The sequence below is a fragment of the Burkholderia sp. BCC0398 genome, assembly GCF_902833245.1.
Taxonomy (GTDB): Bacteria; Pseudomonadota; Gammaproteobacteria; order Burkholderiales; family Burkholderiaceae; genus Burkholderia; species Burkholderia sola.
In genome coordinates, this window is the sequence record NZ_CADFEM010000029.1 from 1 (window position 1) to 20,056 (window position 20,056).

A 20,056-nucleotide genomic window follows, 5' to 3' on the forward strand; every position below is an offset into this window, starting at 1 on the left:
CTCTTATCTGCCCAAGGTCATGAACACGATATCTCTAACGCACCGCTCGCAACGCCCGTTTACACCGTTCCGAATTTCAACAGCCTGCTAGGTCCTAGTCTAGGGCCAACAGTCTTCGCTATCGATGGCCCGCCCGACGTTCCTAGCGTTGAAGATTTAAGCCGCATTGCAATTTATGTGGGAGCACCGAAATCGTCGATATCTCGTGCCGGAGCTGAGAATTTGTGCGATCGGGACGACTGTATCGATGCTTCTCGGATGTAAAGTGGATCAACTCAAAAAGGGTCGGAAACTCTGGGGCGAAGTGTTCGTACGGATACACTCCCACCACAAAAAGTGGAGCGGCCCCACATATCTGAGGACACGAGGACTCTCATAAAATAGGGGATAGTCTTGCGCCTATTAGTAAGCCTAGTCATTACGTGGAAAGCATCGAAATTTTGACCGCACCGAAGCGCCGTGGGCGCACGGCGCAAGAAAAAATCGCCATCGGGGGATGCGGCCATTTTCTTGGACTGATTTACGTTGTTAACCCAAGGCTTTCACGGTACTCGATGGGGCTGAGATAGCCGAGGGAGCCCTTGATCCGCTTTTCGTTATACCAGCGGATATAGGCATCCAGTGCCTCAACGAATTCCGCGATGGTCGTCGAACGCCAATTGCCAGGGTAAAACATTTCGGTCTTCAGCCTTCCGAAGAAGCCTTCGCAGGCAGCATTGTCTGGTGAGCAGGCTTTTCGCGACATGGATCGAATGAGGCTGGCGTTCGCAATCCGGGACAGCCAATGATCGCCGCGAACGGCCAAAGGGAAAATGCGTCCGGCCCGACAGTAATTCAACGACCTGCTAACCGATAGCCAGACCAGCAACCCAGCGCTTGAAGTGTCGTGCGATCGAGCAATTCTTCCTTCTGACCTCCTAAAGTCAGGCGTCAGGTTACGCAATCGCCCTCAAACCCTCCACGGCTTCCTGCGAAGAACCTTTTTAAGGGGACACGATATTCCCAGGCCATTCAGGACAGCTCAAGATGGCTTTACCGGACGCTTATAGAGCACCTCACGTAGAGTTGATCGGGAGGAATCAGGTCGCCTGTGGCATGCGGCCGTTGGAAACCTTCCGCGATGTTGCCAATGCGGTTGGCTCCGAGGCGTGGTGGATTCAACCGGTCGATGCAGCGAGTGCGCGCTTGACCGTTCGGGGATGAACGTTGAAATGGGCGGCGACTTCGGTGATCGTGCTGGTTTTGAGCAGGACGCGGGCATGTGCGCATCGGTCGGGCGTCATTAGTCGCTGTCGTCCTATCTTCTTGCCCCGTGCTCGCGCGGCGGCCAATCCCGCGCGTGTGCGTTCGCTGATGAGGCTGCGCTCGAATTCGGCGAGTGCACCCATCATGTGGAAGACGAGCCGCCCGCCGGGAGAGGCCGTATTAATCGATTCGGTGAGCGACGTGAAGTCGATGCCGCGTCGAGCTAGGTGATTGACCAGATCTATCAACTTACTCAGCGACCGGCCCAGCCGGTCGAGACGCCAGACGACAAGCGCGTCTCCTTTTTCGATTCTCGCGAGGGCCGCATCGAGGCCCGGGCGGTGAAAGTCGCCCCCCGAAATTCCCTGGTCTGAAAAAACGACGTCGCAGCCCGCCCGTGTGAGGGCATCGATCTGGAGGCCCAGGCTTTGCTCGTCGGTAGACACGCGCGCGTACCCGATCCTCATGAGCGCGCTCCGCAAGAAGTGTCAGGTATGTGTTGGTGTATGCGAGCAGACACACATAACTTCACCGCCATGACGCTTGACGCCTGACGACGGTGACGGCATTGCCAGACGACGGCTCGACGCGATGAAGGACATCGGTGACGCTCACTAGTATTTGATTGCACGGTGTTTTTGCTTCTCGAGCGGCGCTTCCAGTAGACAAAAGGACGAGTGCGTCAGCGCCGTCGTGACACGCCGACACCGTAACAATGCAAACCATCGTCAAATCGGTTGATGTTGAAAGTTTACTGGACAGAAGGGGGTTGAAGCCCTTAAAAACTGCTAATCGTGTCCATAGATTGCGCAAATGTAAGCAGCGACCCCGGCTGCGTATTTCGGCGAAGCCGAACAGCGATTTCGGATGAAGTCGAACAGGGTTTTCGGAGGAAGGTGAACAGTCGTTTCGGTTGGCGGTGCTGCGAATGGCTCAATCCGCCGGCGTTATGGCGGTCTCTTTGGGAGACGGACCATGTAGTGGTCTAATGAATCCGGACACTGATTTAGGCGAGAATGTTCGCCATGAAGAGGTGTCTGATGAGCAAGCGACGACGTACGTTTTCCCCGGAGTTCAAACAGCAAGTCGCCTGCCTGGTGCTCGACCAGGGCTATAGCCATATGGAGGCGAGTCGCTCAGTCGGCGTCGGCGAGACGGTACTGCGTCGGTGGGGGCGCCAGCTTCAAATGGAACGCCAGGGCGTCACGCCGCAGGGCAAGGCAATCACGGCGGATCAACAGCGTATTCAGGAACTCGAGGCGCGTATCGAACGCCTCGAGCGTGAGAAAGCCATTTTAAAAAAGGCTACCGCGCTCTTGATGTCGGAAGGCATCGAACGTACGAAGTAATTGATCCGATTGGCGCAAGCGAATCGGTCGAACTGATTTGCACGGTACATGTCGGCGCAGGAAGCACATCGGGACATCAGCCACTACCTGATGCACCGGTACAACTGGATACGGCCGCATCAGTTCAACAACGGACCGGCCCCGGCCGTTGCGGAAGAAAAACTTAACGCAGTGTCCGGGATTAGTTGACCACTACAGTTGACTCCGAGGCGTCGGTATCGGCCAATGCAGCGAGTGCGCGCTTGACCGTTCGGGGATGAACGTTGAAATGGGCGGCGACTTCGGTGATCGTGCTGGTTTTGAGCAGGACGCGGGCATGTGCACATTGGTCGGGCGTCATTTGTCGCCGTCGTCCTATCTTCTTGCCCCGTGCTCGCGCGGCGGCCAATCCCGCGCGCGTGCGTTCGCTGATGAGGCTGCGCTCGAATTCGGCAAGTGCACCCATCATATGGAAGACGAGCCGCCCGCCGGGAGAGGCCGTATTAATCGATTCGGTGAGCGACGTGAAGTCGATGCCGCGTCGAGCTAGGTGATTGACCAGATCTATCAACTTACTCAGCGACCGGCCCAGCCGGTCGAGACGCCAGACGACAAGCGCGTCTCCTTTTTCGATTCTCGCGAGGGCCGCATCGAGGCCCGGGCGGTGAAAGTCGCCCCCCGAAATTCCCTGGTCTGAAAAAACGACGTCGCAGCCCGCCCGTGTGAGGGCATCGATCTGGAGGCCCAGGCTTTGCTCGTCGGTAGACACGCGCGCGTACCCGATCCTCATGAGCGCGCTCCGCAAGAAGTGTCAGGTATGTGTTGGTGTATGCGAGCAGACACACATAACTTCACCGCCATGACGCTTGACGCCTGACGACGGTGACGGCATTGCCAGACGACGGCTCGACGCGATGAAGGACATCGGTGACGCTCACTAGTATTTGATTGCACGGTGTTTTTTGCTTCTCAAGCGGCGCTTCCAGTAGACAAAGAGACGAGTGCATCAGCGCCGTCGTGACACGCCGACGGCCGTAATAATGCAAACCATCGTCAAATCTTCGGTTGATGTTGAAAGTTTACTGGACACAAAGGAACGTTTGTGTCTGATAAGGGTTGCAACTTTGCCACTCTTACGAATCAAGGAGTTACATAGATCATTTCGTTTTTTGTAACTTTGCTGCAAACCTTCCTTTTTGTCCCCCAAGGGTTACTGGCACCCGCAGCGAAGTGGCGTGAATGGAGATCTTGGGGATGAAATCCAAGTTGCTCGTCGAAGTCGCGAATAGCTTCGCGCTGGAGCGGTGTTTTGGGCACATGTTTGGCGATGCGGTCGATGTAGATCTGGCCGAGCGTACAAGGCAGTTCTTCGGTGTATGCGGCAGGGTGCAGGCGATTTGCGGCGGTAATCTGCTGAATTCCGAGCTGGTGACCAGGGGGGCGAGGGGATGCGGGTTAGCGCGCGACTTGGCTCGCCGAGCTGAGTGCGAATTGGGTGAGCAGGGATTCGCCCCGTCGGTTGCCATTCGGCTCATGCGGCCGGGTGTTGATGCGCCGACGCGCACCGATTTCGCGATTGCCGGGCATGTACTGCGCGCGATCGCTACTGATGCGTGCACGCTCGTGATGTCGCCTGTTTACTCGGTCGACGACGGGTGCGACGTGTTGTATTTCGAATGTTCGCCGTGGTGCCGTGCGCTCGGCGGCCGCATGTCACCGCCGCACGCCTATCTGCCGAGCTCCACCCGCGTTGGGCTGATGTGCCATTTGGACCGCTACGTGCTCAGGCGCGTTCTCGACCTGTTGAAACGTTCACCGGAACTGCGTATCGGTGTGAATCTGACAGGTCAGAGTCTCGTGGTTGGATTGCACTGGGAAGATTTATTCGATCAGCTTTCTGCATCGCCTGACTTGGCTGCGCGGCTCGTGGTAGTGATTGCCGAGAGTGCTGAAATCGAAGTTGAGTGTGCTGGGTGTGCTCGGGTTTTTCTTGCGAGGCTCAAGGCAGCCGGATGTCTTATTGCGATTGATCAATACGGGTTGACTTACGGAAATGCCGCGGGCATGGAAATTCCGGACCCCGATATCGTGAAGATCGCACCAACATTCATCTCCGCGGCACGTCGCAATGACCGTGCGTTGGGGAGACTTCGGCGTTTAGTGGAACTGGCTGCGAACATTGCAAGGGACGTCGTGGTGATTGGCGCAGAAGGTGATGTTGATCTGCAGCTTGTACGGGATGTCGGAGTCAGGTGGGTGCAGTGCTGATGAGTATGTGAAGTAGAAAATTTTCTCACAATATCTTAATCAACGAATATTAGTTTGGACTGCTATTGTTTATAGAAGAAATGGAGTGGGAAATTCCGTGGTGACCTGGAATCCCTCAGTTCTAAAGCAATAGCGATCTTGGAAAATTGACGCGCCCTTCGGCCAACGTCGTTTGGATCATTGAGTCGCTATGAATCGCACATACCGTACTGTTTGGAACGAATCCCTCGGGGCCTGGGTAGCTGCATCGGAGCTCGATTCCGCGCGTGGCAAGGGCAATCGTTCGGCTTCTGTCAGAATTCTCGCTAGCCTTCTGCTGCTTGGAGTGGTGCAGTTTAGCTATGCCGGAACATATACGGGGAGTGATACGTGTACCAGCCCGGCCGCTACCAGTCCTGATGGTGCGCGGGCACTCCCCGCCGGGGGGGCACCAATCAATGGGAATGGCACCTGGTCGTCGGTTGCGGGATGCGGTGCAAACGGAGGAGGGGCGCTCTATCTCGGTGTGACTCTCTTCGGTTCGTTCACGACGGCAACCGGAAACGGGGCGGTTGCGCTCGGGACGAGCGCACAGGCCGGACAATGGGGATCGGCCCTTGGGCTGGATGCGACGGCAAGCGGCATCGGAGCAAGCGCGTTCGGCTATGGATCCACTGCTTCTGGTACCGGTTCGATTGCGATTGGCGGAACCAATCAAAATGGCGGAGTTGGAGCGGCCACAGCGTCGGCCGTATCAAGCATTGCAGTTGGTACCGGGGCTCAAGCGACTGTGACGGGTTCAGTCGCACTGGGTCAGAATGCGATAACGACCGGTGCGGCGAATACTGTAACGGGCGGTACGGGTACCGTCAGCAGCACGACGGTCGGAAGTCAGACTTTCGGCACTTATGCCGGTGCAAGTTCGGCTGCTGGAGTGGTCAGCGTTGGTGCTCCAGGGTCGGAGCGGCGCATTCAGAACGTTGCCGCGGGTTTGGTGAGCGCGACCAGCACGGACGCGATCAACGGCAGTCAGCTCTACGCGGTTGCCAGTACGACGACATCGAGCATTGAGAGCTTGTCGACGTCGACGTCGACGGGCATCAGCACGGCGCTGAGCGGTGTCGGGTCGTTGTCGACTGGTCTGTCGACAACGAACAGTGCGGTGACATCGCTGTCTACTGCCACGTCGACCAGCATCGTGTCGCTGTCGACCACGACCAACAACCTTGGAACAAGCACGGCGACAGCATTGGGGGGCGGTGCGGCATACAACCCGTCAACCGGTACGATTTCGGCGCCGTCCTACACGACATACAACGCAAACGGCACAACGAGCACGGTCAACAACGTTGGCGCAGCGATTGACAGCATCAACAGCCAGGGCATCAAGTATTTCCACACGACCTCGACAGCACCTGACAGCCAGGCGCTGGGCACCGATTCGGTCGCAATCGGTCCGAGTGCGGTGGCGAACGATGCAGGCGACGTGGCTCTGGGTTCCGGTTCGGTTTCGGCAGTGTCGAATCCCACTGCGGCGGGGGTGATCGGCGGAGTGGCATACAGTTATGCGGGGACGTTGCCCTCGAGCGTGGTGAGCGTCGGAGCGCCGGGCGCGGAGCGTCAAGTAACGAATGTGGCGGCCGGCCGGGTTTCGGCAACAAGTACGGACGCGGTCAACGGTTCACAATTGTTCGCAACTAACACCGCAGTCAATCGTTTGTCGACGTCGACGTCGACCGGGCTGTCGAGTGCAACGAGTTCGATTGCGTCGCTGTCCACGTCGACGTCGACGGGCCTCTCGTCGGCCACCAGCTCGATCGATTCGTTGTCGACCTCCACGTCGACCGGTCTGTCCTCGGCGAACAGCTCGATCACCTCGCTGTCGACCTCGACCTCGACTGGCCTGTCGTCGGCCAATAGCTCGATCACGTCGCTGTCCACGTCGACCTCGACCGGCATCAACTCGTTGTCCACCGGCATCAGCTCGGCAAACAGCTCGGTCACCTCGCTGTCGACCTCCACGTCGACCGGCCTGTCGTCGGCCAACAGCTCGGTCACCTCGCTGTCGACTTCCACGTCGACGGGTCTGTCGTCGGCTAACAGCTCGATCACGTCGCTGTCCACTTCGATTTCGACCGGTATCAACTCGCTGTCCACCGGTATCAGCTCGGCAAACAGCTCGATCACGTCGTTGTCGACTTCGACGTCGACCGGCCTGTCGTCGGCCAACAGCTCGATCTCGTCGCTGTCCACGTCGACCTCGACCGGCATCAACTCGCTGTCCACCGGTATCAGCTCGGCCAATAGCTTGGTCACCTCGCTGTCGACTTCGACGTCGACGGGTCTGTCCTCGGCAAATAGCTCGATCACGTCGTTGTCCACGTCGACCTCGACCGGCATCAACTCGTTGTCCACCGGTATCAGCTCGGCAAACAGCTCGGTCACGTCGTTGTCGACTTCCACGTCGACCGGCCTGTCGTCGGCTAACAGCTCGATCTCGTCGCTGTCCACTTCGACTTCGACCGGCATCAACTCGCTGTCCACCGGTATCAGCTCGGCCAATAGCTCGGTCACCTCGCTGTCGACTTCCACGTCGACGGGTCTGTCCTCGGCGAATAGCTCGATCACGTCGTTGTCGACTTCCACGTCGACCGGCCTGTCGTCGGCTAACAGCTCGATCTCGTCGCTGTCCACGTCGACCTCGACGGGTCTGTCGACGGCCACGAGCTCGATCGGTTCGCTGTCCACTGGCTTGAGCACGGTCACGGTCAAGACGGACAACCTTGGCACCAGCACGGCATCGGCGCTCGGCGGCGGTTCCACGTACGACCCGACGACCGGGACGGTCTCCGCGCCGGCATACACGACCTACAACGCGAACGGCACGACGTCGACCGCCAACAGCGTCGGCGCGGCGATCAACAACATCAACAGCCAGGGCATCAAGTACTTCCACGCGAACTCGACCGGCGCCGACAGCACCGCGACCGGTGCCGACGCCGTTGCCATCGGCACCGGGGCAGTCGCCGGCACCAACAATTCCGTGGCGCTCGGCGCCAATTCGCAGACCGGCCCGGCCGTTGGCACGAGCAGCGCGACCGTCGGCGGCGTCACGTTTGGCGGATTTGCGGGTGCCTCGCCGGACGGTACCGTTAGCGTCGGCAGCGCCGGCAAGGAACGACAGGTCACCAACGTCGCCGCCGGCCAGGTGACGTCGACCAGTACCGACGCGGTCAACGGCAGCCAGCTGTATTCGGTCGCCCAACAGGTTGGTACCGCGACCAGCGCCATTTCGTCGCTGTCGACTTCGACGTCGACGGGGCTTTCGTCGGCCAACAGCTCGATCTCGTCGCTGTCGACCTCCACGTCGACGGGCCTGTCGTCGGCTAACAGCTCGATCACCTCGCTGTCGACCTCGACCTCGACCGGTCTGTCGTCGGCTAACAGCTCGATCTCGTCGCTGTCGACTTCGACGTCGACGGGCCTGTCGTCGGCTAACAGCTCGATTACTTCGCTGTCGACTTCGACGTCGACGGGCCTGTCGTCGGCTAACAGCTCGATCACTTCGCTGTCGACTTCGACGTCGACGGGTCTGTCGTCGGCTGATAGCTCGATCTCGTCGTTGTCGACCTCGACTTCGACGGGTCTCTCGTCGGCCAACAGCTCGATCACCTCGCTGTCCACATCGACCTCGACGGGTCTGTCGTCGGCTGACAGCTCGATCACCTCGCTGTCGACTTCGACTTCGACCGGCCTCTCCTCGGCTAACAGCTCGATCACCTCGCTGTCGACTTCGACCTCGACCGGCCTGTCCTCGGCTGACAGCTCGATCACGTCGCTCTCGACTTCGACGTCGACGGGTCTGTCCTCGGCGAACAGCTCGATCACGTCGTTGTCCACCTCGACCTCGACCGGTCTGTCCACCGCTAACAGCTCGATCGATTCGCTGTCGACCTCGACTTCGACGGGTCTCTCGTCGGCCAACAGCTCGATCACCTCGCTGTCCACATCGACCTCGACGGGTCTGTCGTCGGCTGACAGCTCGATCACCTCGCTGTCGACTTCGACTTCGACCGGCCTCTCCTCGGCTAACAGCTCGATCACCTCGCTGTCGACTTCGACCTCGACCGGCCTGTCCTCGGCTGACAGCTCGATCACGTCGCTCTCGACTTCGACGTCGACGGGTCTGTCCTCGGCGAACAGCTCGATCACGTCGTTGTCCACCTCGACCTCGACCGGTCTGTCCACCGCTAACAGCTCGATCGATTCGCTGTCGACCTCGACCTCGACGGGCCTCTCGTCGGCCAACAGCTCGATCACGTCGCTGTCGACTTCGACCTCGACGGGCCTCTCGTCGGCCAACAGCTCGATCATCTCGCTGTCGACTTCGACCTCGACGGGTCTCTCGTCGGCCAACAGTTCGATCACGTCGTTGTCGACTTCGACCTCGACGGGCCTCTCGTCGGCGAACAGCTCGATCACGTCGCTGTCCACGTCGACGTCGACCGGCCTGTCCTCGGCGAACAGCTCGATCACGTCGCTGTCCACGTCGACGTCGACCGGCCTCTCGTCGGCGAACAGCTCGATCACGTCGCTGTCCACGTCGACGTCGACCGGCCTCTCGTCGGCGAACAGCTCGATCACGTCGCTGTCGACTTCGACCTCGACCGGCCTGTCGTCGGCGAACAGCTCGATCAGCTCGCTGTCGACTTCGACCTCGACGGGTCTCTCGTCGGCCAACAGTTCGATCACGTCGCTGTCGACTTCGACCTCGACGGGCCTCTCGTCGGCCAACAGCTCGATCACGTCGCTCTCGACTTCGACCTCGACGGGCCTGTCTTCGACAAACAGCTCGATCACGTCGCTGTCGACTTCGACCTCGACGGGCCTGTCTTCCGCAAACAGCTCGATCACTTCGCTGTCGACTTCCACGTCGACCGGTCTGTCGTCGGCAAACAGCTCCATCGGTTCGCTGTCCACGGGCCTCAGCTCGACGGATAGCTCGGTGACGTCGCTGTCGACCTCGACCTCGACCGGTCTCTCGTCGGCCAACAGCTCGATCGGTTCGCTGTCCACGGGCCTCAGCTCGACGGATAGTTCAGTGACGTCGCTGTCGACCTCGACCTCGAGCGGCCTCTCGTCGGCCAACAGCTCGATCGGTTCGCTGTCCACCGGCCTCAGCTCGACGGATAGTTCGGTGACGTCGCTGTCGACTTCCACCTCGACCGGCCTCTCGTCGGCTAACAGCTCGATCGGTTCGCTGTCCACCGGCCTCAGCTCGACGAATAGTTCGGTGACGTCGCTGTCGACCTCGACCTCGACCGCGATCAACGCCGCGAAGACGCACTACTACAGCGTCAACGACAACGGCGTGCAGCAAGCCAACTACGACAACACGGGTGCAACGGGCACCAACGCCCTGGCAGCCGGCGTGAACGCCAGCGCGGCAGGCGCCAGCAGCGTCGCGGTCGGCGACGGTTCGAACGCGCAGTCGGCAGGCGCGGTCGCCATCGGCCAGAGCGCATCGGCAACGGGCGGCAAGGCCGTGTCGATCGGCTCCGGCAACACGGCAACCGGCGACGGCGCGGTCGCAATCGGCGACCCGAGCATCGCAACGGGTACCGGCGCGGTGGCGATGGGCGCGAACGACACGGCGACCGGCAACGGCGCAGTGGCGCTCGGCAACGCGAACACTGCCAACGGCGCGAGCGCGCTCGCACTCGGCAGCTCGAACCAGGCCACCGCGGACAACACGATCGCGCTCGGCAACCAGGCCACGGCAAGCGCCACCGGCGCGCAAGCGTACGGATCGGCAGCGCAGGCAACCGCTGCCGACGCACTCGCCTTCGGCACGAACGCGCAGGCCAACGTCGCCAACTCGATCGCACTCGGCGCGAACTCGGTCACGAGTGCCGCGAACCCGACGTCGAGCGCCACGATCGGCGGCGTCACGTACCCCTTCGCAGGCGGCTCGCCGGTCGGCGTGGTGAGCGTCGGCGCACCGGGCCAGGAACGCCAGATCACGAACGTCGCCGCAGGCCGGATCTCGGCCAGCAGCACGGACGCGATCAACGGCAGCCAGCTCAACGCGACGAACAATGCGATCAACACGCTGTCGACGTCCACCGCGTCGAACGTCGCGTCGCTGTCGACGGGCATCAACTCGCTGTCCACCGGCCTGAGCAGCACGAACAGCTCGGTGTCGTCGCTGTCCACGTCGACCTCGACCGCGATCAACTCGCTGTCGACGGGCCTGAGCACGACGAACAGCAACGTCAACTCGCTGTCGACGTCGACTTCGACCGGCATCGGCTCGCTGTCCACCGGCCTGAGCACGACGAACAGCAACGTGGCCTCGCTGTCGACCGGCGTGAACAACATCAACAACACGTTGAACTCGCTGTCGACGACGATCAACAACAACACGACGCGCGCCGCCAACAACAACGGCATCGCGGCCGACATGAACGGCAAGGGCACCGACGTCCCAACCGTCACCACGGGTTCGAACTCGGTGGCGATCGGCGCAGGCTCCAACGACGGCGGCCGCTCGAACGTGGTGTCGGTCGGCAACGACACGCAGCAGCGCCAGATCACGAACGTCGCGCCGGGTACGCAAGGCACCGACGCGGTGAACGTGAACCAGCTGACGCAGGTGCAGACGACGCTGTCGACGGCACTGTCGGGCCAGCAGGCGCAGATCAACTCGCTGGGTTCGCAACTGCAGCAGACCGACCAGATGGCGAAGCAGGGTATCGCGGCCGTCGGCGCGATGGCGTCGATCCCGCAGCTCGATCGCGACGCCAACTTCGGGATGGGCGTGGGTACGTCGACCTTCCTCGGCCAGAAGGCAATGGCGGTCAACATGCAGGCCCGCATCACGGAAAACCTGAAGGCGTCGATCAACGGCGGTTTCAGCGGCGGTCAGAAGGTGATCGGCGCCGGCATGCTGTACCAGTGGAAGTAACGCGTCGCGCCGCCAGGCCGCCCGGCTCGCCAGCCGGACGGCCCGCGGCGGCCCCGACGGCCGGACGAGCCCGCCGCGCCACTCGTGGCGGGCTTCAGTCAACCCAAGCATTGAGGATGTAACCTTGAACAAACTCGCTCTTGCGCTCGCACTCTCCGCAACGGCCCTCGCCGCGTGCTCGACCGCATCCGGCCCGACCTTCAGCGCTTCCGAACTGCAGCCGCGCGACGGCGTGCGCACCTTCCAGGTGGACTGCCACGGCCTGCTGTCGGGCCCGCAAACCTGCATGAAGGCCGCCCGCAAGATTTGCGGCGAAGAGCCCGTGCGCGCCGTCGACTCGGCCCGCGCACTGCGCGACAAATCCGATCCCGCGACGCTCGTGTTCCAGTGCGGCGACGGGAATGCACAGGCATCTACCGTGGACACGGGTGCGCCGCCTCCGGCCGCCGTTGGTGCGCCGATACCGAAACGAGTGACGCTGTCAGGCGACGCGAACTTCGACTTCAACCAGGCGATACTGACGCCGGCGGCGATGCAGCAGCTCGACAAGGTGATCGCGAACGGGAAGGGCATGACTTTCGGAACCGTCGGCATCAGCGGCTATACCGATGGGCTCGGCACGGACACTTACAACCGTCGGTTATCAGAGCAGCGTGCGCAGGCCGTGGCGAGCTATCTGCAAGCACACGGACTGAATGCGAGGCGATTTGAGATCCACGGATACGGGGCGGAACGCCCCGTCGCGTTGAACAACACGGCGCTAGGCCGTGCACAGAATCGTCGCGTCGAGATTGTCCTGCCCGAGATGTAACTTCTGGCCGTCCTCGGACCACACCCACCGCCGGATGTATTCCTCGTGCGTTCCGGCGAGAGTCTGAGGTTGAGGATCCTGCCGTAGGTGCGATCCTCCTTTTTATGCAACACCACCGTGTCAACGACACCGGCTCAATTGCGAAGCTGGACGAGAGACTACGGTGGCGGTCGGTTTCTCCGCGCTCAGCAGTGCGCTAATGCAGTGTTCGCGGGTCACGATGGACGGACGGGGTGAAAGTTCTTGATGGAGAAGAGGCAAGACGTCCAGTGCGCGGGGGCTTTCCCGTCATCCCCGGAAAATCGAATATTGGGCAATGGGAGTCGACTTGACTGGATCGTAGGCGAAGCAGGATACGCCGTACGGCGAGCGACGATCCGGTCGCCTCACAACGCGGCGGATTGTCATGGAATATCGAAGCGTCGAATAGTTAGGAATCCGCTATCGTGGAAGAATGGGAGGTACCATGAGCCGCTATCAGAAGTTGCTCGAACAATACGAGCAGTTGACCCAGGAGATCGAGCGGGAGAGAGCGGTGGAAACTGAACGTCTCGTGAATCTCGTGATTGAACGCGTCCGGCAAGTCTTCGCGGAGTTTCACCTCGATATCGACGTTGCTCCGCGCGCAGTGCAGGAACCGCAAAAGAGAAAAAAGCTGACGCCAAAGTATTGGAATCCTGAAACAGGGCAAACATGGTGCGGGCGAGGCCGTACGCCGCTCTGGATGGCTGGTAAGGACCGGGAACGGTATCGGGTTCCGGTGAATGGCGCCAAACATGCTGACGACTGATGTCACTAAAAAGGCCGGATACGTTTTGGAGTTGGATTTGCCATTTTCAATTCAGTTTCTATTTTGAAAAATATGATAAAAAATAAACTGTAAAGATGCTATGAGAATTGCCATTCTCGATGACGAGTTGATTCACGCGGAATTCGTAAGCCAAGCACTTAGGGAGGCCGGTCATACGTGCTATGTATTTACACGTGGAAAGGCATTAATGCGGTGCTTGCAGAGAGAGACGTTTGATTTACTGGTACTCGACTGGAACGTGCCCGACATGTCTGGGGAGGACGTGCTGAGGTGGGTCCGCACAAATCAGTCCAGTGTCAGATTGCCGATCATCTTCATGACTTGCCGGGGGGAGGAATCGGAGATTGCGCATATCCTGAACGCCGGCGGGGACGATTATGTTGTCAAGCCGGCGTCGAGCACAATCCTGTGCGCTCGCGTCGGTTCGCTGTTGCGACGCGCGTATTCGGTCGGCGTTGAGATCATCACGCGTGAATTCGACCATTTCCGTTTCGATATGAAGCAAAAGCAGGCGTATGTCGACGGTAGGGCAGCGAATCTCACGCCGAAGGAGTTCGATCTTGCACTGCTGTTGTTCCAGTGCGTCGATAGCCCGCTGTCGAGGGCACACATTATCGATACCGTGTGGAACCAGGTGACCGATGTCTCTTCTCGAACGATCGACACACATATTTCGACGCTGCGCACGAAACTGGGCTTGCGGCCGGAAAGTGGTTACCGCCTCTCATCGATCTACGGATACGGTTATCGACTGGAGCGGATCGCGATTAGGACGTCGACGTGAAAGGCGCGGCCGCGTTGTTTACGAGGTCATGATGCGGAAATTGGAAGGGTAGTCGTGTGAAGATGGCGCGTCGGAAGATGACGGTCTCGTGGGATGACCTGTGCGATTCACAGACATCGTTTCATTTTAGTTGAACCGATGTCTATGAATCGCTCACATGAGTCGCGACGGCGGTAGGATCACGTCCTCAGAGCAGAGGCCGACGGCCGCTTCGATCGACACACACTCGCGGGTGTCCTCATCGATCACGCTCGCGCAATCGCGACACCGGTGCAACCGAAGCGGAGACGGTATCGCGAGCTCGCATTCCGGACTGGAGGTTACGACCGGAGGGGCGCCGGAGCAAATGATCAAGTGCGATAGAGGGGAGTCTAGTGCGATTTGACGCCGCTGGTCGATCGACGGCGGAACGGCAGTGTCCGCATAAACGCTAACTATTGATGAGATGCGGCTCAAGTTTAGACCACCTCAGTCGATATACGAACTAAACGGTTAACGGCGTGAGGCCCCGCGTGGATTTGTCCGCGAAACTGCTGGCGCTTGTCGCTGTCGCTGGTGGCATGTCGCTGCACATACTGTACGACGCGATGATCGACAGTTGTCGCGAAGAGACTATTGATCTTCTGATGGAGGGCGAACAGCTTCCTTATTCGTGCCGCGCGTTGCAGACGATTGGTGTGCTCACTCAGGATCAGGCGCAGCAACAGGCAAAAGCTGCATTGTCAGCGCTCGACGCGGATATGAGAGGCTACTACTGGGTTGCCACTTCCGACGGCATCAATTTCATGCGTTCGAGCGTCAGGTTCATTGGAACCCGTGCCAAGGGAGGCCGCACCACCGACGGCCTGACCGATAGGGAGGTTTACCGCGCCGGGATGGCAAGGGCGCATGTCGTGCTCGTCGATGTAGTGATTATGCGCAGTCCGGACGCGGATGTGGAGCCGAAACTCCAGGATGCTGTCGCCATTCCAGGCTGGGCATGGTGGGTCGGTACAGGATTTCTTTACGACGACATGAATGCGGCTTTTTCTCAGCTCGCGTTGTTACCGGGCGCAATTGCGCTAGCCATAGCCGCAACACCGGTAGCAAGTCGTGGCACAAATGAACGCAGGTGTTCTGCAGACAGCCGCGCTCGTCGAACCGGCTGCCGCAACTGCTTCATCACTGGATAAACAGGCGGCACGGTCGAGGGTTCTAGTGTTGGTCGTCCCGCTGCGCGCGTGTTCTGCCGACTTTGGTGCGAATTGGCGCTGACCCTGTGCGACAAGGTCATATCGGCGATTGAACTGACCTCTTACGATACTTATCCGATTCGAAGTACGCTGGACGAGAAATACGCGTAGTCAGAGGAGGTTCGCATGTGTGGGTTGATTCAACTGATCAAACCTGTCTCAGATCGGGAAATGGGTTATGAAATGCGATCGAGGAAGCAGTTGAAAAATATTTCGAATCATAAGGAATCCTCTGATGTTTAACCGTATCAGATTGTCACGCCGGTTAGTTTTGATTTCGATTTTTGTTCTGCAACTGCTTACGCTCGGAGCCAGTTGCTGGATTCTGTCGCGTACCTGGGAAAACGTGGAATTTATGTCGAATGTGACGATTACCGAGGTTGACGCGATCATGCAAACGACCGAGCACCTGTCGGACGCACGCATTACGCTTTCACGAGCGGCTACCCGGTGGGCGTTATCCGGCACTGTGCCGTCTTCCTTCGTGCAGCACGCGCGTAACGAAATCGATGCAGCCGACCGCTCTTTCTTGATTTTCCTAAATGCATTGCGCAAACACGGCTCAAATGACAGCGTGGAGGGCCGTGTACGGAGCCGGTCACTGATAGACGCATACTACCGATACAGTAGAGCGTTGACCCAGCTCGTTGAATACATTCAGTCGGGCGACCTGCATGGATTCCTCGAGCAGCCGACACAGGATGTGCAGGCTGCGTTCCTTAATGAAGAGCGTCAATTCCTGCAATACGGCAGGGTTGTCGGCGCGGTTTCGGTGTATGCAATGCACGAGCGTTTCCGCCTTCTTGGAATCGCCTCAAGTGTCATGGCGATCCTGCTCGCCGCGACCGCGATTGCGTTCGTCGTCGCCAGACGAAGGGAGAAACTGAACCTGCTGTCGCTTGCATTGAATCACACCGATAGCGCCGCAGTCGTGACCACACCGGACGGCCGGGTCGTATACGCGAACGAGGGATTCACGCAGATGTTGGGGTACAAGATGTCGGAGATACTCGGCAAACGTCCGACCGACTTCGTGGTCGGGCCTTATTCGGACTTCGGCACGGTCAGTGATATTCGTGCGAAGGTGGGCGCTCACCTGAGCTTTAAGACCAAGATTCTCGTCTATAGCAAGAGCGGCCACCCGTTATGGATCCTGGCCACAGTCAATCCGGTGTTCGACGCAAGGGGCGTATGCAAGAACGTCGTCGGAATCTGGACTGACATTACCAGTACGAAAATACACGAGGAGCTTCAGCGCAAGGTGCTGGGCGCGATGGCACGGGAAGAGCCTTTGGCCAATGTTACGACACTTGTGTGCCACGAAGCAGAGCGGATCGCGCCGGCCGTGACGGCATCGATCAGACGAATCGATGACGACGGTAAGCTATGGACGCTCGCGGCACCAAGCTTGCCGATGGAATATGCGAGGGCGATTGATGGGTTGCGTATCGCCCCCGACTTCGTAGAGCGGATCGCTGCGGGCCCGTTCGGCAGACACATTGTATTTCCCACCACATCGCCGGACGAAGCCTACGCATCGCACAGCGCGCTCGCAATCTCGTTTGGGTTCACTTCGTGCTGGTGGCATCCAATCCGGTCTACCGATGGGCGCACGCTCGGCACGCTCTCGTTCTACTATCGCGAGTCACACCAACCCAGTGCGCTTCATCAGGAGCTTGTGGACGCCAGTCTGAATTTGTGCGCGTTGGCATTGGAGCGAGAAGGAAGCAAGGAGCGCATTCGCCGTCTCGCCTTCTATGACGGCCTGACCGGATTACCTAATCGACAGCTGCTGATGAGTCAAGCGGAGTCGGTGCTTGCCGCCGCCGTCGCGAGTCAGCATTCGTTCGCGGTGATGTTTGTCGATCTCAACAGCTTCAAGCAGGTGAACGACACGCTGGGGCACGCGGCGGGAGACGGTTTGCTGAGCGAAGTTGCACAGCGCCTCAAGATTGACCTGCGCGATACGGATATTGTCGGTCGGCTGTCGGGCGATGAGTTCGTGATCGTTCTGTCACCGGCCGACATTGAACTGACGCTCGACTTTGCGGAACGAACGATGAACAGGTTGCGCCAGCCCGTCCAGATTAGTGACACGAACCTGACGCCCGCGGCGAGCATGGGCATCGCGATCTTTCCGCAGCACGGCGAGAGCATTGGTGCGTTGATGCAGCATGCCGACATGGCCATGTATGAGGCGAAGTTCGCCGGACACCACGAGTATCGAGTCTTTGAGCCAGAACTGATGCGTGCGAGGGAGGCGCGCCGGAAGCTCGGGCTGGCACTGCGCGACAGCCTCGTCGCGGGGGAGTTGCAACTTCACTATCAGCCTCAGGTGCGTCTGGATGATGATAGTTTGTACGGAGTCGAAGCGCTTGCGCGCTGGTTTCATCGTGATTTTGGCAACGTGGCGCCGGACCATTTCATCCCGCTTGTCGAGGAGTGCGGACTGGTTGCGGAGTTCAATCGATGGGTATTGACCGAGGCGTGCCGGCAATTGGCGCAATGGTGCGAAGCCGGTCTAGATGTTCCCCGGATATCGGTCAACATTTCGCCCACGGCGTTTCGCGATCCTGCGTTCGCTTCCCTGGTAAGCAGTCTGCTGGGGACGTACAAACTTGCGCCTTCTCAGTTGACGCTTGAGGTCACCGAGGCCGTGTTGCTCGACGCGACGGATAGCGTAATGACAACTATTCAAGACGTTCATTCCCTCGGCGTCAATATGGCGATCGACGATTTCGGTACGGGGTACTCGAGCCTCAGCTATTTGCGGCGGTTGCCTGTGAACGAGGTGAAGCTGGACAAGAGCTTTATCAGCAACGTTGAAAACAGCGAGAATGCGAGATCGCTTGTCAACTCGGTCGCCGACATCTGTGCCAAGCTACATTTGACGATCGTTGCCGAAGGCGTGGAAACTGACGTTCAGCGACAGATACTTCAGGCACGGGGCTACCAAGTCGCTCAAGGGTATCTCTTTTCGCCGCCTATTGAGGCGGCCGAACTGCCAGTCTGGATCAATGTGACTTTGTCTGGACGCATATGAGGGTGGAGGTGGCCCTGTTGACAACATCCAATCTGAAGGTAGACCCCATGTTTGTCGTCTCTAGTCCGCTTGCCGCCTGGTCGATCGTTGTCGCTTCCGGTTTATTGGAAGTTGTCTTCTCCGTGACGATGAAGCTTTCTGACAGCTACTCAAAAGCACTGCCTGGCGGGATATCGATCGTGGCGGCCGTACTGAGCGTGTGGCTAATGAGTCTCACATTAAAAATTCTCCCACTGGGAGACGCTTACGCCGTATGGGCAGGAATTGGTGCAGCGGGAACGGCGTTGGTCGGCATCGTCTGGTTCCATGAGCCCGTCCTGCTCGGGCGGCTGTTCTGCATTGCCCTCGTTGTCGTGGGCATCGTGGGTTTGCAACTGCAGGAAGGCATCTAGCTCAGCGTATCGATGTAAGCGGAATAGGGTATCAACTCATTGCCGACACGCATGCTCGATGGATGGCCTGCTGTGAGCCCTCGATCATCCGATCCCCGACTGAGCGTGGTGGTGCAAGCGGCGCGTTCCCTCCATGATTGTGGGCTGCCTCGGCGACCCGATGCTCAGGCAATCACCGTACTCGTTGGGGGGGCTTCATGGTTTGAGTCACCCGAGCCCGATAGCCGATTCGCCCCGCGCGATCGGGCGGCCGCCGAGCGTGTTGGCCTGCGTCCAGGAGGTCGTCGTCTTCCAGCCCGTACCCTGACCGGAGCTGTCGAGACCGAACTGGATGCCAAACGGCCGGATGTGCGGATTTTTTGACGCTTTACGTCGAAATTTACGGCTGTTGAGATTTTTTCGGTCGCTTCTCCGCGATATTATTTTCTCAGCCCCGAACATCTCAGCCAATCCACGAAGTGCGCCAGCATCCCTACGACGCGGCCCCTCAAGCACGAGAGAGTTGTATGCCGGACACGCCAATCGTCATCGTTGAACACGCCCGCAGGCGAACCGCTCAAGTCCGAGCCGGCGACGTTCCCACCGCCATGCGGGATGGTCCGAAGTGGGTATGCAGGATCGTCCCGGATCACGCACAGAGTTCCCGCGAAGGGCACCGGTCGATGGCACGCACGGCTGAAATGCTCGGCCGACTAAAACCTGCGAGCGTCGTGTTGACGGACGCCGCCCCGAGCGACGGTGGCTCGCTGGTGCGCTCTTCGACCGATGGGGCCGGCCGATGTCGCGCGTATGCGCATCTCTGCGCGGACCGGATCCTCGAGATGGTAGGCATGCCGGCAGTCGGCCCGTGGCTCGACGAGCACGATGCCTGGTGGCCCGGCGCGTACGAACTGCCGTTGCTCGAGCAGTTGTCCGCGAACGATTCGCCCCTGCACGACCTGTTTGGTGCGAGTGCCACCGTCCATTTGTTGATGAGCCTGACCGAAGTCGACGGCACTGCACTCGTGACCGAATCGGACGACGGCATCGAGCGTCCGTTCCGTATTCCTGCGGGCGTGGACACGATCCATTTCGCCCCCGTATGCGTCCGCGGCCCTGCGGCGCAGTGGCGCGAAACGCTCGTCACCGCGTTCGACCGTGTCCGGCATCTGGTCGGGCTCAGGTCGACTCGCCCTTTCTATCTTTGACGCAAGCCC

Annotated in this window: 11 protein-coding genes and 3 pseudogenes; 11 read left to right on the plus strand and 3 right to left on the minus strand. The window is 59.6% G+C overall.

Annotated elements, in window-relative coordinates; translation table 11 throughout:
• The coding region (locus HWX76_RS36555; RefSeq protein ID WP_208458938.1) for a hypothetical protein at positions 1 to 264 on the plus strand (264 nt) is incomplete at its 5' end.
• Between the two features lie 256 nt (positions 265 to 520).
• Here the strand turns inward: HWX76_RS36555 and HWX76_RS35235 are convergent.
• A pseudogene (locus tag HWX76_RS35235) lies at positions 521 to 784 on the minus strand (IS3 family transposase); the annotation flags it as partial.
• A gap of 373 nt (positions 785 to 1,157) precedes the next feature.
• A complete protein-coding gene (locus tag HWX76_RS35240) occupies positions 1,158 to 1,712 on the minus strand; it encodes a recombinase family protein (protein WP_176017061.1) in 555 nt (184 codons plus the stop codon).
• A gap of 573 nt (positions 1,713 to 2,285) precedes the next feature.
• Here HWX76_RS35240 and HWX76_RS35245 point away from each other — a divergent pair.
• A pseudogene (locus tag HWX76_RS35245) lies at positions 2,286 to 2,605 on the plus strand (transposase); the annotation flags it as partial.
• A gap of 170 nt (positions 2,606 to 2,775) precedes the next feature.
• Here the strand turns inward: HWX76_RS35245 and HWX76_RS35250 are convergent.
• On the minus strand, positions 2,776 to 3,363 hold the full coding sequence (locus HWX76_RS35250; protein ID WP_176017062.1) for a recombinase family protein: 588 nt from the start codon (positions 3,361 to 3,363) through the stop codon (positions 2,776 to 2,778).
• 464 nt (positions 3,364 to 3,827) lie between these two features.
• On the opposite strand from HWX76_RS35250, the gene HWX76_RS35255 reads away from it, so the two are divergent.
• The 9 genes and pseudogenes from HWX76_RS35255 (at position 3,828) to HWX76_RS35295 (ending at position 20,047) form a co-directional block, all read left to right on the plus strand.
• A complete protein-coding gene (locus HWX76_RS35255) occupies positions 3,828 to 4,841 on the plus strand; it encodes an EAL domain-containing protein (RefSeq protein ID WP_176017063.1) in 1,014 nt (337 codons plus the stop codon).
• A gap of 190 nt (positions 4,842 to 5,031) precedes the next feature.
• Positions 5,032 to 11,787 (plus strand): YadA-like family protein, encoded by a 6,756-nt coding sequence (locus HWX76_RS35260; protein WP_176017067.1) that lies wholly within the window; start codon positions 5,032 to 5,034, stop codon positions 11,785 to 11,787.
• A 124-nt stretch (positions 11,788 to 11,911) separates the two neighbouring features.
• Positions 11,912 to 12,598, plus strand: coding sequence for an OmpA family protein (locus HWX76_RS35265; RefSeq protein ID WP_050017731.1), 687 nt, complete (start codon positions 11,912 to 11,914; stop codon positions 12,596 to 12,598).
• A gap of 466 nt (positions 12,599 to 13,064) precedes the next feature.
• The gene (locus HWX76_RS35270) at positions 13,065 to 13,388 is read left to right on the plus strand and encodes an H-NS histone family protein (RefSeq protein WP_160300533.1); all 324 of its coding nucleotides are present in this window, start codon (positions 13,065 to 13,067) and stop codon (positions 13,386 to 13,388) included.
• A 100-nt stretch (positions 13,389 to 13,488) separates the two neighbouring features.
• Positions 13,489 to 14,193, plus strand: coding sequence for a response regulator transcription factor (locus tag HWX76_RS35275; RefSeq protein WP_050017729.1), 705 nt, complete (start codon positions 13,489 to 13,491; stop codon positions 14,191 to 14,193).
• 512 nt (positions 14,194 to 14,705) lie between these two features.
• Positions 14,706 to 15,269, plus strand: a pseudogene (locus tag HWX76_RS35280) (cache domain-containing protein); the annotation flags it as partial.
• Positions 15,270 to 15,660: 391 nt separating this feature from the next.
• Positions 15,661 to 18,468, plus strand: a complete 2,808-nt coding sequence (locus tag HWX76_RS35285) for an EAL domain-containing protein (protein WP_050017727.1) — start codon at positions 15,661 to 15,663, stop codon at positions 18,466 to 18,468.
• A 47-nt stretch (positions 18,469 to 18,515) separates the two neighbouring features.
• Positions 18,516 to 18,860, plus strand: coding sequence for a multidrug efflux SMR transporter (locus tag HWX76_RS35290; RefSeq protein ID WP_012366583.1), 345 nt, complete (start codon positions 18,516 to 18,518; stop codon positions 18,858 to 18,860).
• Positions 18,861 to 19,366: 506 nt separating this feature from the next.
• Complete coding sequence (locus tag HWX76_RS35295; protein WP_124671004.1) at positions 19,367 to 20,047, plus strand: hypothetical protein; 681 nt, start codon at positions 19,367 to 19,369, stop codon at positions 20,045 to 20,047.
• The last annotated feature ends 9 nt before the right edge of the window (positions 20,048 to 20,056 follow it).

Coding starts and splice junctions, on each gene's coding strand:
- HWX76_RS35240 (WP_176017061.1), bottom strand. CDS start 1,712: ATGAGGATCGGGTACGCGCGCGTGTCTACCGACGAGCAAAGCCTGGGC.
- HWX76_RS35250 (WP_176017062.1), bottom strand. CDS start 3,363: ATGAGGATCGGGTACGCGCGCGTGTCTACCGACGAGCAAAGCCTGGGC.
- HWX76_RS35255 (WP_176017063.1), top strand. CDS start 3,828: ATGAAATCCAAGTTGCTCGTCGAAGTCGCGAATAGCTTCGCGCTGGAG.
- HWX76_RS35260 (WP_176017067.1), top strand. CDS start 5,032: ATGAATCGCACATACCGTACTGTTTGGAACGAATCCCTCGGGGCCTGG.
- HWX76_RS35270 (WP_160300533.1), top strand. CDS start 13,065: ATGAGCCGCTATCAGAAGTTGCTCGAACAATACGAGCAGTTGACCCAG.
- HWX76_RS35275 (WP_050017729.1), top strand. CDS start 13,489: ATGAGAATTGCCATTCTCGATGACGAGTTGATTCACGCGGAATTCGTA.
- HWX76_RS35285 (WP_050017727.1), top strand. CDS start 15,661: ATGTTTAACCGTATCAGATTGTCACGCCGGTTAGTTTTGATTTCGATT.
- HWX76_RS35290 (WP_012366583.1), top strand. CDS start 18,516: ATGTTTGTCGTCTCTAGTCCGCTTGCCGCCTGGTCGATCGTTGTCGCT.
- HWX76_RS35295 (WP_124671004.1), top strand. CDS start 19,367: ATGCCGGACACGCCAATCGTCATCGTTGAACACGCCCGCAGGCGAACC.